A 20,588-nucleotide genomic window follows, 5' to 3' on the forward strand; every position below is an offset into this window, starting at 1 on the left:
GGACGCAATCGGCCGGAACGATCGGCCGGAACGATTAGCCGCTTTGCCAGAGCTTGGTTTCTTCGGGTTCTTGATTCCAAGCGGTGGTCACAACCCATCGCTCGAGAGAGTACGTAAGGTCATCACGCACAGCAAGCTCCACATCGAGCGTGCGGCCATCTTCCGTCGAGAACGTCATCCGCACGGCGGTGCCGTCCACGAACGATTCCACAGCGCACCCATCAGCAACCTGGCCTTGCGGAAGCACGGCGGAAACGGCCGACATGGCCGCATCGATATCGTAGGCAGACGCATCGCCCCGCCCATCGGCATCTGCAGCAGCCGCTTCCTGGGCAAGCACGGCATCGGCATCTGCAGCAGCCGCTTCCTGGGCAAGCGCGGCATCGGCGAGAGCGGCATCGATATCGGCAAGAGCCTGAGCCGCCGCCGCGTCGTTCACGTAGGAACTCCGCGTGAAGTCCGCCTGAGCCTGAGCCTCGGTGTGCGACGCCTGAGCCGTCGCAGCGGAAAGCACCGCCAGCACGGCAAGCCCCAGAATAACCACGAGCGCGAACACACTCACGGGGCCAATGCGTACCGAGCCTTTCTCACGCGCCATGACTATCACCCCTTTCATCCGGGAAAAGGGTGGACGCCGACATCAGATAAGCGCTCACCCCTTCGGAGGAGGACGGGGAATCGACCGATGCCGAAGTGAATGAAGTGTCTCCGGATTCCGCATCAACCTGGCCGGAATCGACGAGCGAGGCGTTGGACACCGAGGCAAAAGCCGTAGAAGCAGCACCGGACGTCGAAACGTCTGCGGCACCATCTGCACGGGCGCTCACGTAAGCGGAGGTCTTCAACTCGTAGAGCACTTCTCCATCGCGCGTTACGGTGACGGTCGCGTCGTAGAGGGCGCCGGCCTGAGTGACGTTTCGATCGATCACGCGCGTTACCTCGCATGCGTTGGCGGCGGATGGGTCGCAAGGGGAAACCGAACCTGCTGCCACGGCGTAATACGTGGTTGAAGTTCCTTCAGCATAGGCAGCCTCGGGGTCGGCGGCAAAATCCTCGGCCCCATTGGATGCGCCGGAGGCGGCAAGGGTCACGGCGTCGGTCAGGCGGATGGCCTCGATGCCCCGCATCTGCGCGCCGGAAAACACCGCGGCGAGCACGGCGAGCGAAGCAGCGATAAACGCCACAAGCAGCATGACCTCAAGAACGAACGCAGCTCCGTGCCACGAAGAGCGCTCGCGCGACGCGCCGGTATGCGCAAAAAAATCGTCGGCAAAGGAGGTGCGGGAGAGCGACAGCCTATTCATCATCGGCCTCCATGGAGAATGCGCCATCTGCAGACGATCCGGCGTCCGAGGCACCGCCCCCGCAGCGCAGGGCGATGCGTGCCTCGCCGGCATCGGTCACAAGCGTGAGCAGGCCCGATGCCCCATCGTATGAGAACTCGAACGTCTTCGATTCCGCCACGCGCGTCGCGCTTGCCGGGTCGTACTCGGCGCCGGCAACCACGTATTCTTCCATAATGAATCCCTGATACGCATACAGGCGCGTTTCGAACGTGCCCGAATCCAAACGCTCCACCAACACGAGCGAAGGGCCTTCGGGACCCACGCCTTCCTCGACCGCATCGGCCGTATCGTTGGCGCGCACGGTATTCAGGAGCAGGCCCGATTCCTGACGCAAGGCCGCGGCGTCGTCACGATCCTCCGCGAGCGTGCGATAGGCATTGGTACCCAGGGCAAGCAGCCCCAGCAACGCCAACACCACCACGGCGAACAACACAAGCATGAGCGCCCGGTCAGCCGCCCGCGAGAAGCTCGATCCCCCGGAGCCCCCCGAGCCCATGCGAGAAAGAGCACGCAAATCGGCCGTTCGCATAGCTCGCGCGGCGGCCTCCTTACGAGGGTCGCTCGAAGAGCGCCCTGCGTCGTGCACGCCGAATCCGCCGTACGCGCCGTAACCCGTCGACCCAACGCCAGCCCACAACGAGCGACCCGCATGGCCTGCGTCGAATCCGTCATCAAAACCACGGCCCGACTGCTCGGCATCGGCCCAAAGCGGCGCGCCCGACATGCCGCTGCCAGCCAGCCCGTCGCCCGCACCAGTGGTCCCATATATGTCGCGGCGCTCGCTCATCGTGGCACCACCGTTACCGTGGGCATCACGTTCGACGCGAACGCCTCGTACGTAATGATGTAGTCGTCATGATTCACCGTCACGCCGTAGTGGCTTTCCAGGTATGAAAGTGTAGCCGGATACGACCCCTCGATGGCGGCGCACTGCACAGCGGCGTCAAGGATGACCTGTCTCATGGATTCGGCGCCCTGTTCGCGCAGGTCAGTCGATATCGATGCCCACGCAAACCAAGCGATAACCGCTGCAACCGCCACGGCAACAACCGCCGCAATAAAGCGCCGGCGCCGCGTGCGAGAGTCGGTTTGTTCGTAAAGGCCGCGCATGATCTACCCTATTGCGCCCATGATTCCAATGAGCGGCAGCATAACCGCCACCAACGTCGCGCCCACGCTTATGGTGAGAAACGCCGCCAGCGCCGGCTCTACGCCGTCGATCAAATCGTCCATTCGCGCAACCGCATCCTCGAAAAACGCGTCGGACAGGCGCTGCAGCACGTCCTCAACCGAACCGCTACGCGAACCTACCATGAGCATGCGCGCGTAGATGGGGTCGAACACTTCGTTGTCATACACTGCCTGCGAAAGGCTTTTGGGGTCATTCGCGCTGGTCATATCAGCAAGCGCCCGATCGAGTCGCGCACGCAGCAAAGGATGTTCCACCGCCGCGGTCGAGCGCTCCATAGCGCTGTTGGTGTCAAATCCAGCTGAGATATACGTGGCGAGCTGCGAGGTGAAGCGCGAAAGCCCCAGACGATACATGGCGTCGCGCGTGAACGGCAGGCGCGAGAACGCAGCCACCACACGGCCGCGACCCGACCCGCGGCTGACCACGGCAATCGCAATGGCAACCAGCGTGACCAGGGCCATTACCGCAAACGCCACCCAGCCGATGACCACCGACACGTTCACGTAGGCGAACGCACCCGCCGTCACGCTGCCGGACAGGTTCTCGTACACGTCGATGAAAACGGGCAGGATGACCACCACGGTGAACGCCAGGATCACGGTCATGACCGCAAGCAGAGCCGCGGGGTATACGATGCCGCTGCGCATCTTGGTGAACAGGCGCTCCTCCTCGCCATACTGCACGGCAAGGCTGCGCAGCACGTTTTCCAGGCGGCCGGATTCCTCGCCCGAAGCCACCATGAACACTGCGCGCTCGGGGAAACAGCCCGCCTCACGCAGGGCACGCGAGAGCGAGTGTCCGCCGATAAGCGATCGATACACCTGGTCGCACGCGTGCTTGAACGGCCCGGGCTTCATGTTTTCGCCCAGAAGTCCCACGGCCTCGTCGGTCTGTATGCCGGCGGCGAGCATCATGGCCACGCCTTCGCAGAATGCGCTCACGGCACCGCTTTCGAGCGGCTTGACCGCCGGAAGGCTCTCCGCCTCGTGGCTCGTGCCGCGCTTCTCGGTATTCGTCATGGCGCCGTCGAGCATCTCAACGTCAACCGGCGTTTTCGCTGCTGCCATGGGCACCTCTCTTTCTTCACTCCCGTGCCTTATCGCGCACGCTTTTGGCGCATGCGCGAAGCCACGTCGCTAGTATACATAACGGTCCTCGTAGGAGGACCCATCCCCCACCGTGTCAAGCGCGCCGGACGCCGCGAACGTCAAATCGACCCGTGTCCACGTGTCGGAATCGACCGAAATCTCAATGGTGTGCCAGCTGCCGTTTATATACACCATGTTCCACGCATGGTAGATGCCATCGGGCGAAACGTATCCCGTGATTATCTTGGTGGGAATACCTAAACTGCGCAGCATCGCGCCCGCGAGCGACGCGTAATCGAAGCAGATGCCCTTGCCGGATGCGAGGGTTTCGTCGGGATTTGGCACATAGCCGGTTTGGGTTGCGAGCTCCGCAGCTTTATCGCTGTCGTACGTCACGTTGGACACTATGTAGGAATACACGACGCGCAGCACATCGCCTTCATTGGCAGCGCCCGCGGCAAGCTCGGCGGCCTTTTTGACCGCGGCGCTCGAGGCGTCATAAGAGCAAAAGAAGCTGGGGCGGATAAAGGGCTCGAATTCGGACTCGAGCTTGACCTGGGCGGATGTTGAGAATAGCTCCACGTATTTGTCGCCCGAGGTGTTCTGCATCACGCGAAAAGTATAGGAGCCGTCGCCCATGTTGAGGGGACACACGATGGGGGTTCCGTCCTGCGGCAAATCGTAGTTGTAGGCCGCATCGCCGCATGCCACCTGGAATTTCAGCCGGCTGTCGGACGTGCCTACGGCACACACATAGCCCTGCGAAAGCGACGAGGTATCAACCCCCGCTTCCGGCGTGCCCTCCAGGCCATCGGGGTTGTATGGGGAAAGCACGATAGACGATGGCGCGCTCCATGCGGGGCCGCTCGTTTCGCCTTCGTCAGCAAGCGCCACGTTGCCGCCTGCACCCGAACCGCCGGCCCCACCGGACCCCGAAGCATCACCCGAACCGGATGCGTCAGCACCCACCCCTTCGTTCGAGCCGCCCGAACAACCGGAGAGCAGGAATACGCACGCAATCAGGGCGGCCGCCACAAAGGCTAAAACAAACGAGTCCAGCCGAACTTCGACTGCAGCTCGATTCGTTTTCGCGCTCGATGCGTACACGAGGCCTCTCTCCCTACAAAACAGGCCACCGAAACTCGATGGCCTGCGATAATCGATGGTGCCCCCGGGCCGATTCGAACGGCCGACACCCGCTTTAGGAGAGCGGTGCTCTATCCCCTGAGCTACGGAGGCATCGCAACTGGGCTATTGTACCATTCCATACGCCGCAAAGCGGAACAATGTTCGCGCGGCACAACTTCACGTCATTCTTCGCCGCGCGGCGTGTTCCCCGGGCGGCGGGCTCGTACATTGCGAGAACAGCGATGCCAGCTTGTGGCGCGGATGGATTTCGCCCGCATGCCTGGCGCGTCGCAAAGGCGAGCGCACAGCGATCTTCGTCACGCCGTGCGCATCGCGCAAACAACGCTCCGCCTACTCCGTGCGCAGCGCAGTGACCGGATCCTTCTTGGCGGCCATTCGACTGGGAATCACGCCGCCGATAAGCGTGAGCGCCACCGAGATAATCACCAGCACCACACCGGCGCCTGCAGGCACGGCGGCCATATCCTTCACGCCTGCCACCATCTCGATAATCATATTGATGGGTATATCCAGCAGCACCGTAACGCCGATGCCCAAAAGGCCCGCCGCCAAGCCGATGATGAAGGTCTCGGCGTTGAACACGCGGCTGATGTCTTTCTTGGACGCGCCGATGGACCGCAGAATGCCGATCTCCTTGGTGCGCTCGAGCACGCTGATGTAGGTAATGATGCCGATCATGATAGAGCTCACCACGAGCGAGATTGCCACAAACGCAATGAGGATGTACGTGATCGAGTTCACGATGTCGGTCACGCTCGACATCATGGCGCCTACGATGTCGGTGTAATGAATCACCTTGTCATCCTGGCCGGAGTCGCTCATCTGATTGTTGTAGTTCTCTATGATCTGGTCGACCTGCTCTTTGGCCTCGAAGTCAATCGGGTAGATGCTTATGGCAAAGGGGTCGTCTACATCGGCCACGCCCAGCTTATCCAGGTTGCCCTCGTACGTGGCATTGCTGGTTTGGCGCGACATCTGGCTCTGGAACGCGGTCACGATCTCGTCGTCGGACATGCCTTGGTCGCGCATCTGATCGATGTATGCCTGAATCTGCTCGCCCTGCGTCGTGGGCATCTGGTCGATCATTTCCTGGATGCCATCCATGGTCAGATCTTCCTCATCCTCGGCAGGGAAGGCGTAGCCGGTAAAGATATCGGTATTAGCGTCGTCGCGCTGCGCCTTGACCACTTCGCTCTCGTTCACCTGCTCGATCAGGTGCTCCATAAGAGCATTGGTGTAGAGCACGCCCCCATACATGGCGTTGGTGCTGCTGGCCGAAGAATCTTCGGAGGGCTTCACGATGCCTACCACCTTGATTTCGTCGCCCGCCGCGGCCACTTCGTCCACGTAGTCGGCATCCTCGGACATGTCTTCCCAGGTCCCATCGTCTTGCTTCTCGTAGTACGCCGACTGCGGCACCAGCTTAAACGTTAGATCCATCAGCTCATCGTAGCTGTATTCCTCGGCTTCGGGCTCATCGAGCGTCTTGCCGGCGAGAGCGTCGGTCATCATATCGCGCAGCTCGTCTTGGTCCTTCAGCCCCAGCGAGTACAACGTGTAGTCGGAGATATTGCCATCGGAATCGAGGCAGACCACCACCTCATTCCAGTTCTGGGGAAGGCTGCCGTACACAACGTCGTAATCGCGCTCGATGGATTCCTGGTTGTTGAGCAGCGCCGACCACACGTCATATCCGCTGCCCGTAGCCGACATGCTGCTCAAAAGCTCGCTTTGCGTGGCGCCGCTCGTGGAAACGCCCATCGCCTCCATAACGGTTGTAGGATTCACCTGAACATACGTGCCATCGTCGGTCTCGCGGTACACATTGAGCGGAGTCTTGTAGCTATATTGAATGTCGGTCACGTAGTCCTGTAGGTTATCGGGGTTGGAATCCAGCCATTCCCTGATGGACTCCATGTCGTTTTCGGTGGTGTCGTTGGCCATGGACGTCACCATGCTGGTGATCACGTCCTTGGATCGCACGGTGCCATCTTCAGATGCGGCGGTGTCGTCGGCCATGGTACCCATCATGGACCCCATCAGCGATGCGAGGTCCATCGTGGAGGTTTGGATGGTAAGCGGGTAGCTTCCCATCGTGGATTCCTCCATGTCCTTGATGTAGTCCTGCGCACCGCTTGAGAGCGAGAGAATGAGCGCGATGCCGATGATGCCGATGGACCCGGCGAACGCCGTGAGTAACGTGCGGCCCTTCTTGGTGAACAGGTTGTTCATCGAGAGAGAGAACGCCGTGGCCAAGCTCATGGACGTGCGCGGCGAAGCGCCCAGCGAGCGGTCTTCGAGCGCGATGCGATCGGCCTGCGAGATTTCGTAGGGGTTGGAATCATCCACCAACGTGCCGTCTTTCAGCTGCACGATACGGTTGGCGTACTGATAGGCCAGGTCGGGGTTGTGCGTAACCATGACCACCAGGCGGTCTTTGGAGACTTCCTTGAGGATTTCCATCACCTGAACGCTGGTTTCGGAGTCAAGCGCGCCAGTGGGCTCGTCGGCCAGAACGATAGCGGGGTCGTTCACCAGAGCGCGCGCGATGGCAACGCGCTGCATCTGACCGCCCGACATCTGGTTTGGCTTCTTGTGCAGCTGGTCGCCCAATCCCACCTGCTCGAGCGCCCTTGCAGCGCGCTCGCGGCGCTCGCGCTTGGATACGCCCGAAAGCGTAAGAGCAAGCTCCACGTTGGAGAGCACGGTTTGGTGCGGGATAAGGTTGTAGCTCTGAAACACAAAGCCCACGCTATGGTTGCGATAGGAATCCCAATCGCGATCCATGTATTTTTTGGTGGACGTGCCGTTGATCACCAGGTCGCCCGAGGTGTAGTGGTCCAGGCCGCCGATGATGTTGAGCAGCGTTGTTTTGCCGCAGCCCGACTGACCGAGCACCGCCACAAACTCGCTGTCGCGGAACTGCAGACTCACGCCCTTAAGCGCATGAACCGTGGTATCGCCGGAAACGTAATCTTTCTTTATATCCCTGAGCTCGAGCATACGGATTCGCTTTCTTGTGCGGGCCGCAGGCGCGGGCGCAGGACGCTCCTTGACGGACATGACGCACGGCTCGGCGCGGCGGCAACAGTAAATCCATCGTAGGATAACGCAGCCGTCCGAGATGAAGCGCAAAAACCCGACTTGTATTCATGCCGTTACCACAGGAGTGGGGTATTTAAGGCAGGGAAAAGGCGCGGAGCCCGAGAGCCCCACGCCCGTGAATCCTTATCGCTATGGCGGCGAGGCGCGTAAACCGCCGGTACGCCATGAGACGCATCGCTGCTTGGCGATCATCGCGCCCCAGCAGGCATGCCGTTGGCGCCTCAAGGAGATCCTACCGTCATACCGTGCGATGCCTACACGATGCTCGAACCGCCGTCGATAATGACGAACTCGCCGGTCACATAGCTTGAGGCGTCGCTTGAGAAGAACAGCACCGGACCAGCCTCTTCGCCGCGTGCGCCCGGACGGCCGAGCGGGCACTGATAGCTGTAGCCCTTGAGAAACTCCTCGCTCTTGAACAACGTGTTCGCGGTCATTTCACTCTCGAACAGGCCGGGGCCCACCGCGTTGACCGTGATGTTGTATTTGCCGTAGCTCGCCGCCATGCCGCGCGTGAGCCCGAGCACGGCCGACTTGGACGCGTTGTAGCCGTGGCGAATGAACACGTCCTGTTTGTCGGCGATGACCGCATTGACCGACGCGACATTGACGATTTTCCCGTACTTCTGGGCAATCATATGCGGCACGACATACTTGCTCACCAAGAAGATTCCCTTCACGTTGGTGTCCATCGACTTGTTCCAGCCCTCAACGGTCAGGGTGTCAACGCCGCCGCGCACCGCGACGCCGGCGTTGTTCAGCAGGATGTCGATACGCCCGAAATGCTCGAGCACCTTCTCGATGGCGGCTTTGACCGAATCTTCATCGGTGACGTCGCACTGCACGGGCAGAGCATCTGCGCCGGCAGCACGCAGCTCTTCCGCAAGAGCCTCGAGCTTTTCAAACCTTCGCGCCAGCAGTGCGACATTCGCGCCCGCCTCGACATACGCGCGTGCAGCGTCCGCGCCCAAACCGCTCGATGCACCGGTCACTACAGCAACTTTTCCCGTCAATTCAAACATGATGGATCCTTTCCCGAATGAAATGCAGAGTTCCACTTTTGAAAAGCCTTTGCAGCATGCGCTTGGGGCGTCCCAAGGGACACTTCAGCGCGAATCGATAGCGCAGGGCTGACCTGCGCCATGCACGAGGATGCCCCAAGGGACACGGCCCCAAGCGCCGCGTGCGCCCTCCTACAACATGCGCGTGGGATACCCGAACTGCGGCGAGTCATACTTGCCCGCAAGAAGCTTGCCCACCGTCTCGTCCGTGGCTTCGACCGGGGTTTCCTTCTGCGTTCCCAGCAGGCTGATGTCGAGCATCGTCCAGCCGCCGCCAATAGGCTTCACCACAGGGAACATCGCCCACGGATCGCTGTCGGAAGGTTCGGACGCTATCGATTTCACGCTCGCGGGCTCCCATCCGTGATATGTCATGCGGCCGTGATAGGAAAGCAGGCGCACGTTGTCCACGAAGATGCGCGCATCCTTGTCCTGCCCCATATCGAACTTATAGAAGTACTGCATGCCATCCTGCGGAGCAGTGAAATCAGTCCCGAAAATCTGCGCGGCCATTGCCGGGTCGTTGTATTCGCCCACTTCCATATCCAGGTCGAAGATGGTATGGCCCAGGCGCTTGACGTCGGTATGCACCCGGCTGCCGCTGCGCCACAGCGTGATGGAATCGGCGGTCTTCTTGGGCATGCCGAGCTGGTCGCGGCCTACGAACACGGCATTATCGGTGCCGGTCAGCATGATGGAGACGGGATAAAGGCCGGGCACGCCGTCGTAGATGACCGGGATGATGAGCGCCACTTCCTTGTAGGGCGTCGAGAAGTTCGCGTCGCCCACAAGCACCGAATATAGCGTGCACACGGGCGCGATCGCCGTCAGCTGCTCGGGCAATGCCGCGGCGATAGCGGAGGGGTCGGTTACCCAAGAGACAAACAGGCCTTCGCAGTGATCCATCTGCCCCACGGTGGCGTACATCTTCTGCACTTCTTCGGGCGTTTTGGCGAACGTGCATGTAGTCATGGCTCGTCCTTTCTTTCGTTCGCTTCCAATGTGTCCGATGTATAAGGAATCGACCGGGCCGCGAGAGGCCGTCGGCGCCTTTGTCCGCATCGCGGCGCACGACGCGCTCGTTGCTCAACAGAGCTGGGAACCCGATCGATCCCCGCTTGCCTATTTATCCTGCATTCCGCCTGCGATCATGCGGGCGATGTCGTCGCGCAGCGCCTCGAGCGACGCGCCACCGATGGCCATCACCTTCGCGTCGCGCCAGAAGCGCTCGATGCCCATCTCGTTGACCACGCCCAGGCCGCCGAAAATCTGGATGGCTTGGCGCGCGACGTACTCGGCAACCGTTGCGCCCTGAATCTTCATGAGGCGACCCTTTGCCAGACACAGTTTTCCCTCGTCCTTTTCAGAGAACACGCTGTAGACGAGCGCGCGCATGGCCTCAATCTGACCCCACATATCGACGAACATATGGCGCACTACCTGATAATTGTCATACAGCGACTTGCCCTTCTGCACGCGGCTGAGCGCATATTCGTATGCAGCGTCGTAGCACGCCTCCGCCATACCGAGGCCAATAGGTCCGCAGGTCATGAACTCATTCGTGGCAGACGTCATCAGGCCGATAAGCCCTCCTCCAAGAGGCCCCACCAGGTTGGTCTTGGGAACGCGGCAATCGACAAACGACAGAGTTCCGCTCGCGGAGCCATGCCATCCCAGCTTCTGCTCGTAGTCGCCGCAGAACAGGCCGGGCGTATCGGCATCGACAATGATGGCGCTGATTCCCTGCTTGGTCACCGGGTCAACATGGTCAGAAGTCACGCAGAGCACGACGTAAGCGTCGGCGACCTTGAGATTGCTGCAAAAAATCTTGGTGCCGTTGATGATGAAGTCGTCGCCGTCCTCCACTGCGCGGCAGCTCCACTCCTCGTGGTTCATGGCGCCAACGCCCTCGGTTTGCGCGCAGGCGAGGATTTTCTCCCCCGTGGCCGCGGGGGCCAGATACTTGCGCTTGAGCTCGTCGCTTCCCAACAGCATAATCAGCTCGCCGGCGAGAATGCTGTGAGCTCCCATGCCAACGCACAGCGTGGGCGCCACCTTGGCAATCTCTTCATAGACGATAGCGAGCGTGGTGTAATCCGCTCCCATGCCGCCGTATTCCTGGGGCATCGTGATGCCCAGAAATCCCAATTCTCCAGCACGCTTGAATTGCGCCAAGGGGAAATCTTCGCTTGCATCCATTTCAAGCGCCACAGGCGCAAGCTCCTTCTGCGCGAATTCCCGTGCCGAATCTCGAATGAGCTCCCGATTTTCGTTCATGTACCACATGGTCGAACCGCCTTCCGTCTCACGCCGATCACGCGGGCCGAATGCTGGCTTTTGCGAAAACGGCAAAGGCAGCGGCGCGCAACGCACGGGCGTCTAACAGGACGCAAGCCGATACCGTCTTCGAATCTAATACCAGGTCATCCGGCCTTTCTTGAGACATAGGCTACACGGCGCGCTCCGTCGGGACAATCTGCAGAACAGCGGTAGCCGCACAGAAATGAGGCAGCTCTCGATGCGCTGTCATAACATGGGGCAAATTCAATTATCCGCGTCAGTTACAAGACACTTCGCAAGACAATGTCCAGCATTTGGCATCTGAAAAGCGGTTTTCAAGCATGAGGAGAAATCGATTCGGATGAAATCGATATGAGCACAGAGACATATGTGCGGCGGCGAACCATTGAGCGCTCACCCTCGCTGCCAGATGATTTCGTTTCGACTGCTAACGCGGTCCGTTTTAAGGCTACCTGACAAGAAGCGGCGCACGGCAGGGCATGGAAGAATCCCCGTCCCGCAATGCTTCGAGAATCTCGGGATTGTTCTGCACGTTGTTGAGCGCCGAATCCATGCCATCTTTCACCATGAAGTCGATTACGGCGGTGATTTTTTCATAAGGTTCAGCCATATCGCCCCTGAACCAAGCAATGAGCGTGGCTAAGACGGCGTGTCCGTAAAACAGACCGAGGTAACGTAAAAAACGCTCATCGGTTCCGCGGCCTCCGTCGAATTCACGCATGCCTTTCATGATTCCGTCCATGCAGCGGTCGCAGAACGAATCGGCCATGCGCCATACATCGTTGCCCCTGACGGCACATCGACAGATATCGTAGTTTTCATGGCAGCATCGGAAGAGCTCTTTGAGGCCGTCGCCCCACAAAAAGCAGGTGCCGCCCTCCCCGAGGCATTCAAGGAGCTTCATGGACAAGGCCCATGAAGCAAGATCGTAGATATCCTCGAAATGATAGTAGAAGGTTGACCGAGGAACATCGCAGCATTCCGCCACCTCGGTCACGCTGATCTTATCGAGCGGTTTGATGCGCATAAAAGAGAAAAGGGCTTTTGCCAGCTGCTGTTTGGTCATATCAGAAATCTGTTGCTTCCTCATACAACAAACCCCCCGAACGTGGCGTTCCCGCGCACACTCAAAGCAATCGTACCGCGTCAAGCTCCAAACACCATACCATGAAAATTAGGAGCGCCATCTCGACATAAGCCAGTTCCTGTCTCGATTTGGATCTCTAAACAAACCTTATTCTCATCGAAGCAAAGCCGGCACGACCCGCTTCTCAAGGCTCGATCGGCTTCCGCCGAGCAATAACAATACGAATTCCAGGAGTCCTGCGCATTCGGCTCGCTCGTATGCGCTCGTGAACTAGGCCGTATGCGGACCCCTTTGTACGCAAATTCCTGACGTTCACAAAAGAACGCCAGGAATTCTGATGGTAAGCGCCGACATCGCGGCGCTTACCGGTTGTTGCTTTATGATTTCGATCGCGCTTGCGAGCCCGTGGGCATGCAGTTGCTTAATCCGCGTAGCCGTTGGGGTTGCCCGACTGCCAGCGCCAGCTGTCCTCGCACATGCGGTCGAGGTCGTATTCCGCCTGCCAACCCAGAAGCTCGCGCGCCTTGGCGGGGTCGGCGTAGTTCTCGGCAATATCGCCCGCGCGGCGAGGTTTGATCACATACGGCAGCTCGTGACCGCACGCACGCTCGAACGCATGAATCACGTCCAGCACGCTGGATCCTTTGCCCGTGCCCAGGTTAATCACCTCAACGCCCGTACGACCCGTCATCCAATCGAGCGCGGCCACATGCCCGCGCGCAAGATCGACCACGTGAATGTAGTCTCGCACGCCGGTGCCGTCAGGCGTGGGGTAATCGTCGCCGAACACGCCCACGGCCTCGAGCTTTCCAACAGCCACCTGCGCCACGTAGGGAACTAGATTGTTGGGAATGCCCTTGGGGTCTTCGCCAATGAGGCCGCTCTCGTGCGCTCCGATGGGGTTGAAGTAACGCAGAAGCACGACATCCCACTCGGGATCAGCCGTATGCAAGTCGGTCAGAATCTGCTCAATCATCCACTTGGTCCAGCCGTAGGGATTGGTCGCAGGCTTCTTGGGCGCGCTCTCGGTCAGGGGAACGCTATCGGGCTCTCCATACACGGTGGCGCTGCTGGAGAACACGATACTTTTGCAGCCGTGCTCGCGCATCACATCGCACAGCACGAATGTTCCGGTCAGATTATTGTGATAGTACTCGAGCGGCTTTTCCACGCTTTCGCCCACGGCCTTGAAACCGGCGAAGTGAATGACGGCATCGACCGGCTGCGCGTCGAACACGGCGGAAAGCGCATCGCGATCGAGAATATTGAGCTGGTGAAAAGCGATGCTGCTCGCGGCACCCGCAGGAGCCTTGCCCGCCGCCTCGGCGTCGGCGACAATAGCGCGCACGCGTTCGATCGCCTTCTCGCTGGAATTGGACAAATCGTCTACCACGACCACGTTGTATCCCGCCTGGAGCAGTTCAACGCAGGTATGGCTGCCAATGAATCCGGCACCGCCAGTCACGAGGATGGTTTTCTTATCGGACATATCGATTCCCCAATCTTGCATCTATACGCACGAAGCTCGTGCGGGACGTTCCTTCGCCTTCATGTAGCCAGCAACGGCTATTCAGTATAGCTTCAATGCTCAGCGACTTTGAAGCATAGCCCCATTAACAACCAACAAGCCATATCTATTTGGCTAAGAATTAACGAAAGCGGCCACGGCAGCGGAGGGGTTCGGCGGTAGCTAGCAGCCAAAGCAACCATTGCGGAGAAGCGGAGGCCATGACGACAGATGCGGACCGCTTAGAGCAGCCATGGCGGAAGGCGAGCCAATAAAGCAACCGAGACGGAGGGACAGCAACCGTAACAACGGGATAAGAAGCTTAATGAGGCCATGGAAACACCCCTTAAGTGGTCACATTTCACTTGTCTGGGCGGTAATCCTGTTTGGTTTTTAACTCCTGGTCAATTTTTCCTTGAATGGGCGATTCCTCAGTTCGCAAATCCCCCAATATGAAGATTTACGGCCATATATCCCGCAGACGAGGAAGAGGCGACACTTTTTGCTTCACAACAATCGCCAAAACACGCATACATGGCAGGAAAAATTATTTCAACCCCTTTCTGGGAACATCCCATTCGCCCATTCGGGGAAAAATTGACCATGCATGTTAAAACGGACAAGTACAGCGCCCATTCGAAGTAATTTTGACCATCCACAAGACCGCAGGGCGCCCATTCGAACGAATCGCGACATCCGCAGGGGCACTACCTGAACGACTCATGACTTTTGCGGAGACGACCACCCAAACAAATCACGTATCGCCCTATCTGTGCGACGACCAGCGGAGCGAATCGCAACATCCACGGGCAACCACCCAGGCAAATCGCCCACTTACATGTTTGAATCGCTCATCCAGTACCTATGGCTTTGCAGCGCCGGCAGCACCTTTGCACGCAGAAGACTCTGCCTGAATTTAAAATCTCTCACTCTGACCCTACGCCGTTGGTGGGTGGCTCTGCATATGTCCCTTACGAGCTGATCGAAATAGAGTGGCTCTGCGATATCGCGATAGTAGACGGTCATGAGCTCGATTCCGCAGGCGAGAATGGCGTTTTTGCGGCGTTCATCACGCTCATGAGCCTGTTCACCCGCATGGTAGGGTCGGCCATTGTATTCGAGGCCGAACTTAAGGCTTGACCACAACAGATCGACTTTGCGAATCCCTTTTTCAGTAGATACCTCCCGATTAAGCTCGGGTCGTTCAAACCCCATTCCGCCCAAACGCGTTGGGGCGGTTAGCATCGCAGCCATGGCGGTTTCCATCGGAGAGGCCGAGCCGTCGAGCACATACGTCGCCACAGCGCGCGCCGCCTTTACGCCCCGTTGACCTGAACAGGCACCCAAAAAAGCACGCAGACGCCTAACACTGGTCAACGGCTCCCTCCGCCGAAAGCCCCGAGCATCATGAGGGTCAGGAGAATACGTTCCACACAACTCAAAACCGAGAAGCATCGCATCGACCTCCGAAAGCTGGCTTGCCATCTGAAGAAACACCAGTTCAGGAGCCGCAACAAGCAGGCCAGGAGCTGCCTGGATTATGGCGCGACGAGGAAGCGGCGCAGTATTCACGTGCCGCACCACCCCGGATGTTCCAGCGGTGTTCTTATCGGTGGCCACAAGAAGATGGACCGGTCGCTGGAGAACGAATTGCAGCGATGCCTCAGCAAGCGCCTCCTCGGCATTCGATATCGATGCGCTATCTATCTTTCCGGTTCGAGGCGCCGACATTACATGCGGGTCACGCTCGTCACTCGCCCTCAGATATTCGAGAGCAGATTGATGACTGAGGCAAATCGACATGGCAACACCTCGCAACGCATCGGTTGCACACCCTCAAACGACTGAATTGCCGAGCGTGCGCAACGGGCTTCATGGCGCCAAAAAGTGTTGCGCGATTTTTCGGCGACGCGTTGTGCCACAACCAACAAAGAGGGTTTCCCCAAGGAAACACCAAATTTGATGGATCGGACAATCAAGCAACGGCGGCTCTTTTGTCAGAATCGACCCGTGTCGGGCAATTGCAACGCCTCAAGCAAGAGACGGCTCCTTCGAGAAGATGCCGAACTTGGCATCGCGCGAAAACTGGTTAATTCTCCAGCGTCCGCACGAACGTCTCCAGGCGATTAAGGCCTTCGGCGATGTCGTCCATCGAGCAGCAATACGACAAGCGCACGTATCCCTCCGCGCCAAATAGCGCGCCCGGAACCAACGCCACGCCCGCTTCTTTTATGAGGCGTTCGCAGAATTCCTCCGACGTCAATCCAAAACGCTCGATCGAAGGGAACGCGTAGAAAGCGCCGTCGGGGCGATTCACAGGCAAACCAATTTCGTTGAGCCTACGAAGCACCAGATCGCGACGTTCTTGATACACCTCGAGCGCGGGCTCGATATCGGATTCGAGCGCCGCTACCGCCGCATGTTGCACGAACGACGGCACCGACGACACCATATACTGATGCATCTTGGCAGCCTGCGCGATGAACGACGCATCGGCGGCAATCCAGCCCAGACGCCAGCCCGTCATCGCGTACGGCTTGGAAAAGCTATCGCACACCACGATGCGGTCTCGAAGCTCCGGATGACGTGCGGCAAAGCTCTGAAACCCTTCCGCGTACACGAGACGTCCGTATACGTCATCGCAAATTACGAACACATCGCGCTCGCGAGCGAAATCAGCCACGGCGTCAAGGCTATCTTCGCTCAGAACGCAGCCGGTGGGGTTATTGGGAGATGTAATGATGATCGCCTTGGTGCGGTCGGTTGCGGCGGCAGTCAGCATATCGCGCGTAATTTGGAAACCCGCCGGGCACGTATCCATAAAGACGGGCGTGGCGCGGCTGAGGGTGGCGATGGATTCGTACAAGATATACGCCGGCGCAGGAATGATCACCTCGTCGCCAGGATTGAGCATGGTGCTGAGCGCGGCGAACAACGCCTCGGTGGCGCCGCTGGTCACCACGATTTCATCGGGCGTGTAGCCCAATGCCGCAAGTCCGCGCACGTCACGCATATGGGCAGCGATCGCCTCGCGCAGATACGGCTGGCCGTTATTGGCGGGATAGTGAGTCAGATTTGCGGCAAGATCGGCCGTTACCTGCAATTTTACCGCCTCATCGGTATTGCCGTCCGGTTCGCCCAGCGTAAGCGAAATGCAGCCGGGCGTGGCCTTGGCCATCGCAGAGAATCGGCGAATACCGGAAGGTTTCAAACTGTCGAGCGTCGAGTTGAGCGTGAGTGGCATGACATACTCCTTGGTTATTGGGATCAAGGACTGATTATACCGCCCGTTCTGTAGCTGCGAGCCAGCACAAACATTCGGCACCGTTTCATCGGGCGGCAGTGAATAGCCTGCCAGACATTTAGTTTGTATCTTGCAGCATCTCAACACCACAGTGGACGATGGGGCACAGTGGCAAATGGGTCGCAAACCCTTTCCTGTGCGGCATCAACCCGCCGGATTACCCACCATCGCATGCTGGCGCACAAAACCGCCCAACCCCTGCGCGCTTTTCTCCGCGCGATTTTGGCTACAAATATTATTTGTAGCGCGCCAATATAGCAACCGCTTCTCGCGCAGCCAAACGCATCGGATACTTCAATTCAGCCTGATGATGTTGAAAAGCATCGCGGCAAGTCTTTTGCGCGCACTTGGTCCAAGAACCATACGTGCTCAACTTGCATCCATATAAACGGGGCAAGCCATGCGCCGAAGACTTAACACAGGGAGGTGCCGACGCATACGGCACGAAAGAAAGGGTGATAGTTATGACCAAGGAACTCGATATTTCCCGTCGTTCGTTCTTGGGAATCGGAGCCGCCGCCGCAGGCGTTGGCGCCCTAGGTATGTTTGGCTGCACGCCAAGCACGCCCGCCAACAACGAATCCGCTGACGAGCAGGGTCAGGCCGAAGCCAGCGAGCTCGCCCCCGCCGACTCCACCGAGGAGTGCGACGTTGTTGTGGTGGGCATGGGAACCAGCGGCTGCGTCGCTGCTTCCGCTGCGGCGCGCGAAGGCGCCAAAGTGATTGGCCTCGACCGCGCAAACTCAATGGCGGGAACCAACGCCGCGAATGTGTCCGGCGTTTTCGCCGTTGGCTCCACACCCGAACTCGCCGAGCCCAATGCGTTAACCGTTGAGGACATGTTTAAGTTCATCTGGGAGGGCACCCATTATCAGAGCAATGCCCCCGCTCTTCGCAACCTCCTTGAAGCGTCAGGCAAGGGCATGGATCTGATGATTGATGCCGGTGTGCCTTTCATGTACGCCTTCCAAGGAGCCGACGAGAACACCGCCCTCCTCAACCGCGGCGGCCATATCTATGCCACAAGCGGCGAAGAGCGTGCTACGGCACTGCAGGGCATGATGGACTCTTTCGGCGTTGATTCTCGTTGGGAATGCGAGGCAACCAACCTTCTGGTCGAAGATGGAAAAGTGGTTGGCGTGCGCTACACCGCATCCGACAGCTCCACGGTGGACATCAAGGCCAAGAACGTCATTGTTGCCACCGGCGGTTTCATGCAGAACGAAGAGATGCTGCGCAAATACTACGCAGGCGGCTTGATGTACGGTCCCGGCAACCTGTACAACGATGGCGCAGGCATCAACATGGCTATCGCAGCAGGCGCTCAAATCGGCAAAAACTTCAGCACTTCCATCAACGAGTCTGGCGCCTGCAATATGAAGTCTTCCGTTCGCTTCGTTAGCCTGACTGACTGCAACGAGACGCCCGTGCTCAGCATGCCCCTGTTCGGCGGATTGTTCGTGAATCGTATGGGCGACCGTTTCCTCGACGAGGGGAAGATGGCGAAGCAAACCATGTACTGCGGCGAGCCCCTTCTGCGTGAAGGTCGTTATTACGCCATCGTTGATCAGGGCTTTGTTGACCAGCTGGCCTCGAATCCTGCACGCGATTTCATCACCGACGACGCCTTCACCAACATGGCCCCCAACGTTCAAATGGGCTTCGAGGGCAAAACGATGAGTTCTTTGCCCGACCAGCTCGAACTTGGCATCGAAGAGGGCTGGGTCTGGCGTGCTGACACCTTCGAAGAACTTGCCGAGGCCGCTAGCCTTGCCAACCTCGCCACCACAGCCGAAGCCTATAACGGTTACTGCCAGAACGGCCATGACGACGAAATGTTCAAAGAAGCTCAATTCCTGCGCGAGCTTGCAGAGGGACCCTTCTACGCTATCGAGCTCGAGGCCGCAGCATGGGTGACCCTCGGCGGCATCAAGACCGATGGACATTGCCGCGCGGTCAACGCCGACTCCCAGCCTATCGAAGGCCTCTTCATCGCGGGCGTTGATGGCGATTTCTGGGCCGTACCGTATTTCCAAGGTGGATCGTGCCAGGGCTTCTGCGTCGCAAGCGGCTATCTCGCAGGCGTGACGGCGGCGCAAGCATAAAGGCTGCGTCTCAATATGGGCAGTCGTTTTTACGCGCGACTGCCCGGCAACCCAGCGAACGGCTACAAGCGTCCAAAAGCTACCAACCTCACCCCTCCTCCAGGAAGAACCCCTCCTTTCTTCCCTCCGCATCGCGCCGTGTCGTACGTATCTGCAGCACGGCGCGATGCATATTGGGGCGCGGCGGTGTAGCCAATCATCGCGCCACTGCCCAAAAAGACAGAGATACATCCTGGGCATTACGCTATACAGCACCGCCGTCAAGCGACACGCCGCAGCACGACGCGATATACGATCGCAGCAACCGAGCCGCCGGCTTTATCTTTCCTGCCTCTCCGTATGCCAGATATAGGCTGAGAGAGAAATCGTCTTCGTCAGCGAGAGGTTTGTAGACGATCCCCTCGGTTTCATTTAACGCAAGATGCACCGGAGTAAAGTTCACCCCTTCGCCCCGTTTCACGAAATCGTAGGCATTTTCTACGCTAAACGGCATCATTGCATACGTCGGCCTAAACCCATACCTCTCACACGCGGCAGTGAGAAGCCTTACGGTCAGATTAAGGTCGGGTGGAGGAAAAATCGGAACGCCTTTTAAATCGGAAAAGTGGATGGATTCCTTATCGGCCAAAGGATGGCTCACGCTCATCGCAACCTTGAACCGCGCATCGGCCACCTTGATTGATTCAAAATACTTCGCATCGGGGCGACCGGCCACTAACGCAACGTCTGCCGTTCCATGTTCTATAGCCGCCAAGCACGCATCGCTTGATGATTCGAATACCCGAAGGTCCACGTTGGGGTACTCATTCTTAAACTCCTGCAAGCTCCTCAGAGAAAACGATCCCCCGGTCGAAGGGATGGCGGCCGAAGCGTAGGCAAATCCAACAACCCCTTCCCAAGCGCTTTTATACTGCAGGGCCGTAAGTTTCAAATCGCCTACTTGACCGATGATTCGCTCTGCGGCGTCGAGGGCGCGCGAGCCAAAATCCGTCAACGAGACGCCCGAGGGATGGCGGTCGAACAACGGAAGACCGAGCTCATGCTCGAGCGAAGAAACCGCTGCCGAGATTGCCTGCTGCGTCACGTACACTTTTTTCGCGGCAGCAGAAAAGGACCCCGCTTCCGCCGCCTGGACAAAGTATTCCAACTGCCTAATATCCACGATTCCCCTCCCGACCCCCACCGATACGCCAGAGGGAGCTTTCCCCGATACTGGCATCATAACGTACGCGGTTGGCGGAAACACAATCCGAGCCCCAATCGTGACGAAAGAGGCATCGAAATACGCCAGTCGAAGGAGGGGCCCCAGCATAAAAAAGCGGCTCTCGGAAGAGCCGCCCATT

General features: G+C 58.8%; 16 protein-coding genes and 1 tRNA gene. 1 reads left to right on the forward strand and 16 read right to left on the reverse strand.

Going from position 1 to position 20,588, the window contains the following annotated elements; all coding sequences use genetic code 11:
- Window positions 1-34: 34 nt before the first annotated feature.
- The 15 genes from DMP06_RS07900 to DMP06_RS07970 all read right to left on the reverse strand — a co-directional run bounded on the left by DMP06_RS07900 (window position 35) and on the right by DMP06_RS07970 (window position 17,080).
- On the reverse strand, window positions 35-598 hold the full coding sequence (locus DMP06_RS07900; RefSeq protein WP_123209202.1) for a hypothetical protein: 564 nt from the start codon (window positions 596-598) through the stop codon (window positions 35-37).
- The gene (locus DMP06_RS07905; RefSeq protein ID WP_123209203.1) at window positions 588-1,304 is read right to left on the reverse strand and encodes a hypothetical protein; all 717 of its coding nucleotides are present in this window, start codon (window positions 1,302-1,304) and stop codon (window positions 588-590) included. Before DMP06_RS07905 ends, DMP06_RS07900 begins: the two co-directional genes overlap by 11 nt.
- On the reverse strand, window positions 1,297-2,133 hold the full coding sequence (locus tag DMP06_RS07910; protein WP_123209204.1) for a DUF4860 domain-containing protein: 837 nt from the start codon (window positions 2,131-2,133) through the stop codon (window positions 1,297-1,299). Before DMP06_RS07910 ends, DMP06_RS07905 begins: the two co-directional genes overlap by 8 nt.
- Entirely contained in the window at window positions 2,130-2,456 is a 327-nt protein-coding gene (locus tag DMP06_RS07915; protein WP_123209205.1) for a hypothetical protein, read from the reverse strand. Before DMP06_RS07915 ends, DMP06_RS07910 begins: the two co-directional genes overlap by 4 nt.
- A 3-nt stretch (window positions 2,457-2,459) precedes the next feature.
- Window positions 2,460-3,605: a type II secretion system F family protein gene (locus DMP06_RS07920; protein WP_245962433.1), complete on the reverse strand. Its 1,146-nt coding sequence runs from the start codon at window positions 3,603-3,605 to the stop codon at window positions 2,460-2,462.
- 69 nt (window positions 3,606-3,674) lie between these two features.
- Window positions 3,675-4,733 (reverse strand): transglutaminase-like domain-containing protein, encoded by a 1,059-nt coding sequence (locus tag DMP06_RS07925; protein ID WP_123209206.1) that lies wholly within the window; start codon window positions 4,731-4,733, stop codon window positions 3,675-3,677.
- 56 nt (window positions 4,734-4,789) lie between these two features.
- Window positions 4,790-4,865, reverse strand: a tRNA-Arg gene (locus tag DMP06_RS07930).
- A 240-nt stretch (window positions 4,866-5,105) separates the two neighbouring features.
- Complete coding sequence (locus DMP06_RS07935; RefSeq protein WP_123209207.1) at window positions 5,106-7,778, reverse strand: ABC transporter ATP-binding protein/permease; 2,673 nt, start codon at window positions 7,776-7,778, stop codon at window positions 5,106-5,108.
- A gap of 356 nt (window positions 7,779-8,134) precedes the next feature.
- Window positions 8,135-8,902, reverse strand: a complete 768-nt coding sequence (locus DMP06_RS07940) for an SDR family NAD(P)-dependent oxidoreductase (protein WP_123209208.1) — start codon at window positions 8,900-8,902, stop codon at window positions 8,135-8,137.
- Between the two features lie 171 nt (window positions 8,903-9,073).
- Window positions 9,074-9,913, reverse strand: coding sequence for an acetoacetate decarboxylase family protein (locus DMP06_RS07945; protein WP_161957866.1), 840 nt, complete (start codon window positions 9,911-9,913; stop codon window positions 9,074-9,076).
- A 150-nt stretch (window positions 9,914-10,063) separates the two neighbouring features.
- Window positions 10,064-11,227, reverse strand: a complete 1,164-nt coding sequence (locus DMP06_RS07950; RefSeq protein ID WP_123209210.1) for an acyl-CoA dehydrogenase family protein — start codon at window positions 11,225-11,227, stop codon at window positions 10,064-10,066.
- A gap of 463 nt (window positions 11,228-11,690) precedes the next feature.
- On the reverse strand, window positions 11,691-12,332 hold the full coding sequence (locus DMP06_RS07955) for a TetR/AcrR family transcriptional regulator C-terminal domain-containing protein (protein ID WP_148042513.1): 642 nt from the start codon (window positions 12,330-12,332) through the stop codon (window positions 11,691-11,693).
- 418 nt (window positions 12,333-12,750) lie between these two features.
- On the reverse strand, window positions 12,751-13,818 hold the full coding sequence (galE, locus tag DMP06_RS07960; protein WP_123209252.1) for a UDP-glucose 4-epimerase GalE: 1,068 nt from the start codon (window positions 13,816-13,818) through the stop codon (window positions 12,751-12,753).
- An 852-nt stretch (window positions 13,819-14,670) separates the two neighbouring features.
- Window positions 14,671-15,639: a hypothetical protein gene (locus tag DMP06_RS07965; RefSeq protein ID WP_123209212.1), complete on the reverse strand. Its 969-nt coding sequence runs from the start codon at window positions 15,637-15,639 to the stop codon at window positions 14,671-14,673.
- A 286-nt stretch (window positions 15,640-15,925) separates the two neighbouring features.
- The gene (locus DMP06_RS07970) at window positions 15,926-17,080 is read right to left on the reverse strand and encodes a pyridoxal phosphate-dependent aminotransferase (RefSeq protein ID WP_123209213.1); all 1,155 of its coding nucleotides are present in this window, start codon (window positions 17,078-17,080) and stop codon (window positions 15,926-15,928) included.
- A gap of 524 nt (window positions 17,081-17,604) precedes the next feature.
- On the opposite strand from DMP06_RS07970, the gene DMP06_RS07975 reads away from it, so the two are divergent.
- Entirely contained in the window at window positions 17,605-19,245 is a 1,641-nt protein-coding gene (locus DMP06_RS07975) for an FAD-dependent oxidoreductase (RefSeq protein ID WP_123209214.1), read from the forward strand.
- A 244-nt stretch (window positions 19,246-19,489) separates the two neighbouring features.
- Here DMP06_RS07975 and DMP06_RS07980 read toward each other — a convergent pair whose 3' ends face one another.
- Window positions 19,490-20,587 (reverse strand): LysR family transcriptional regulator, encoded by a 1,098-nt coding sequence (locus tag DMP06_RS07980; protein ID WP_123209215.1) that lies wholly within the window; start codon window positions 20,585-20,587, stop codon window positions 19,490-19,492.
- Window position 20,588: the final 1 nt, after the last annotated feature.

This window comes from Slackia equolifaciens (genome assembly GCF_003725995.1).
Classification (GTDB): Bacteria; Actinomycetota; Coriobacteriia; order Coriobacteriales; family Eggerthellaceae; genus Slackia; species Slackia equolifaciens.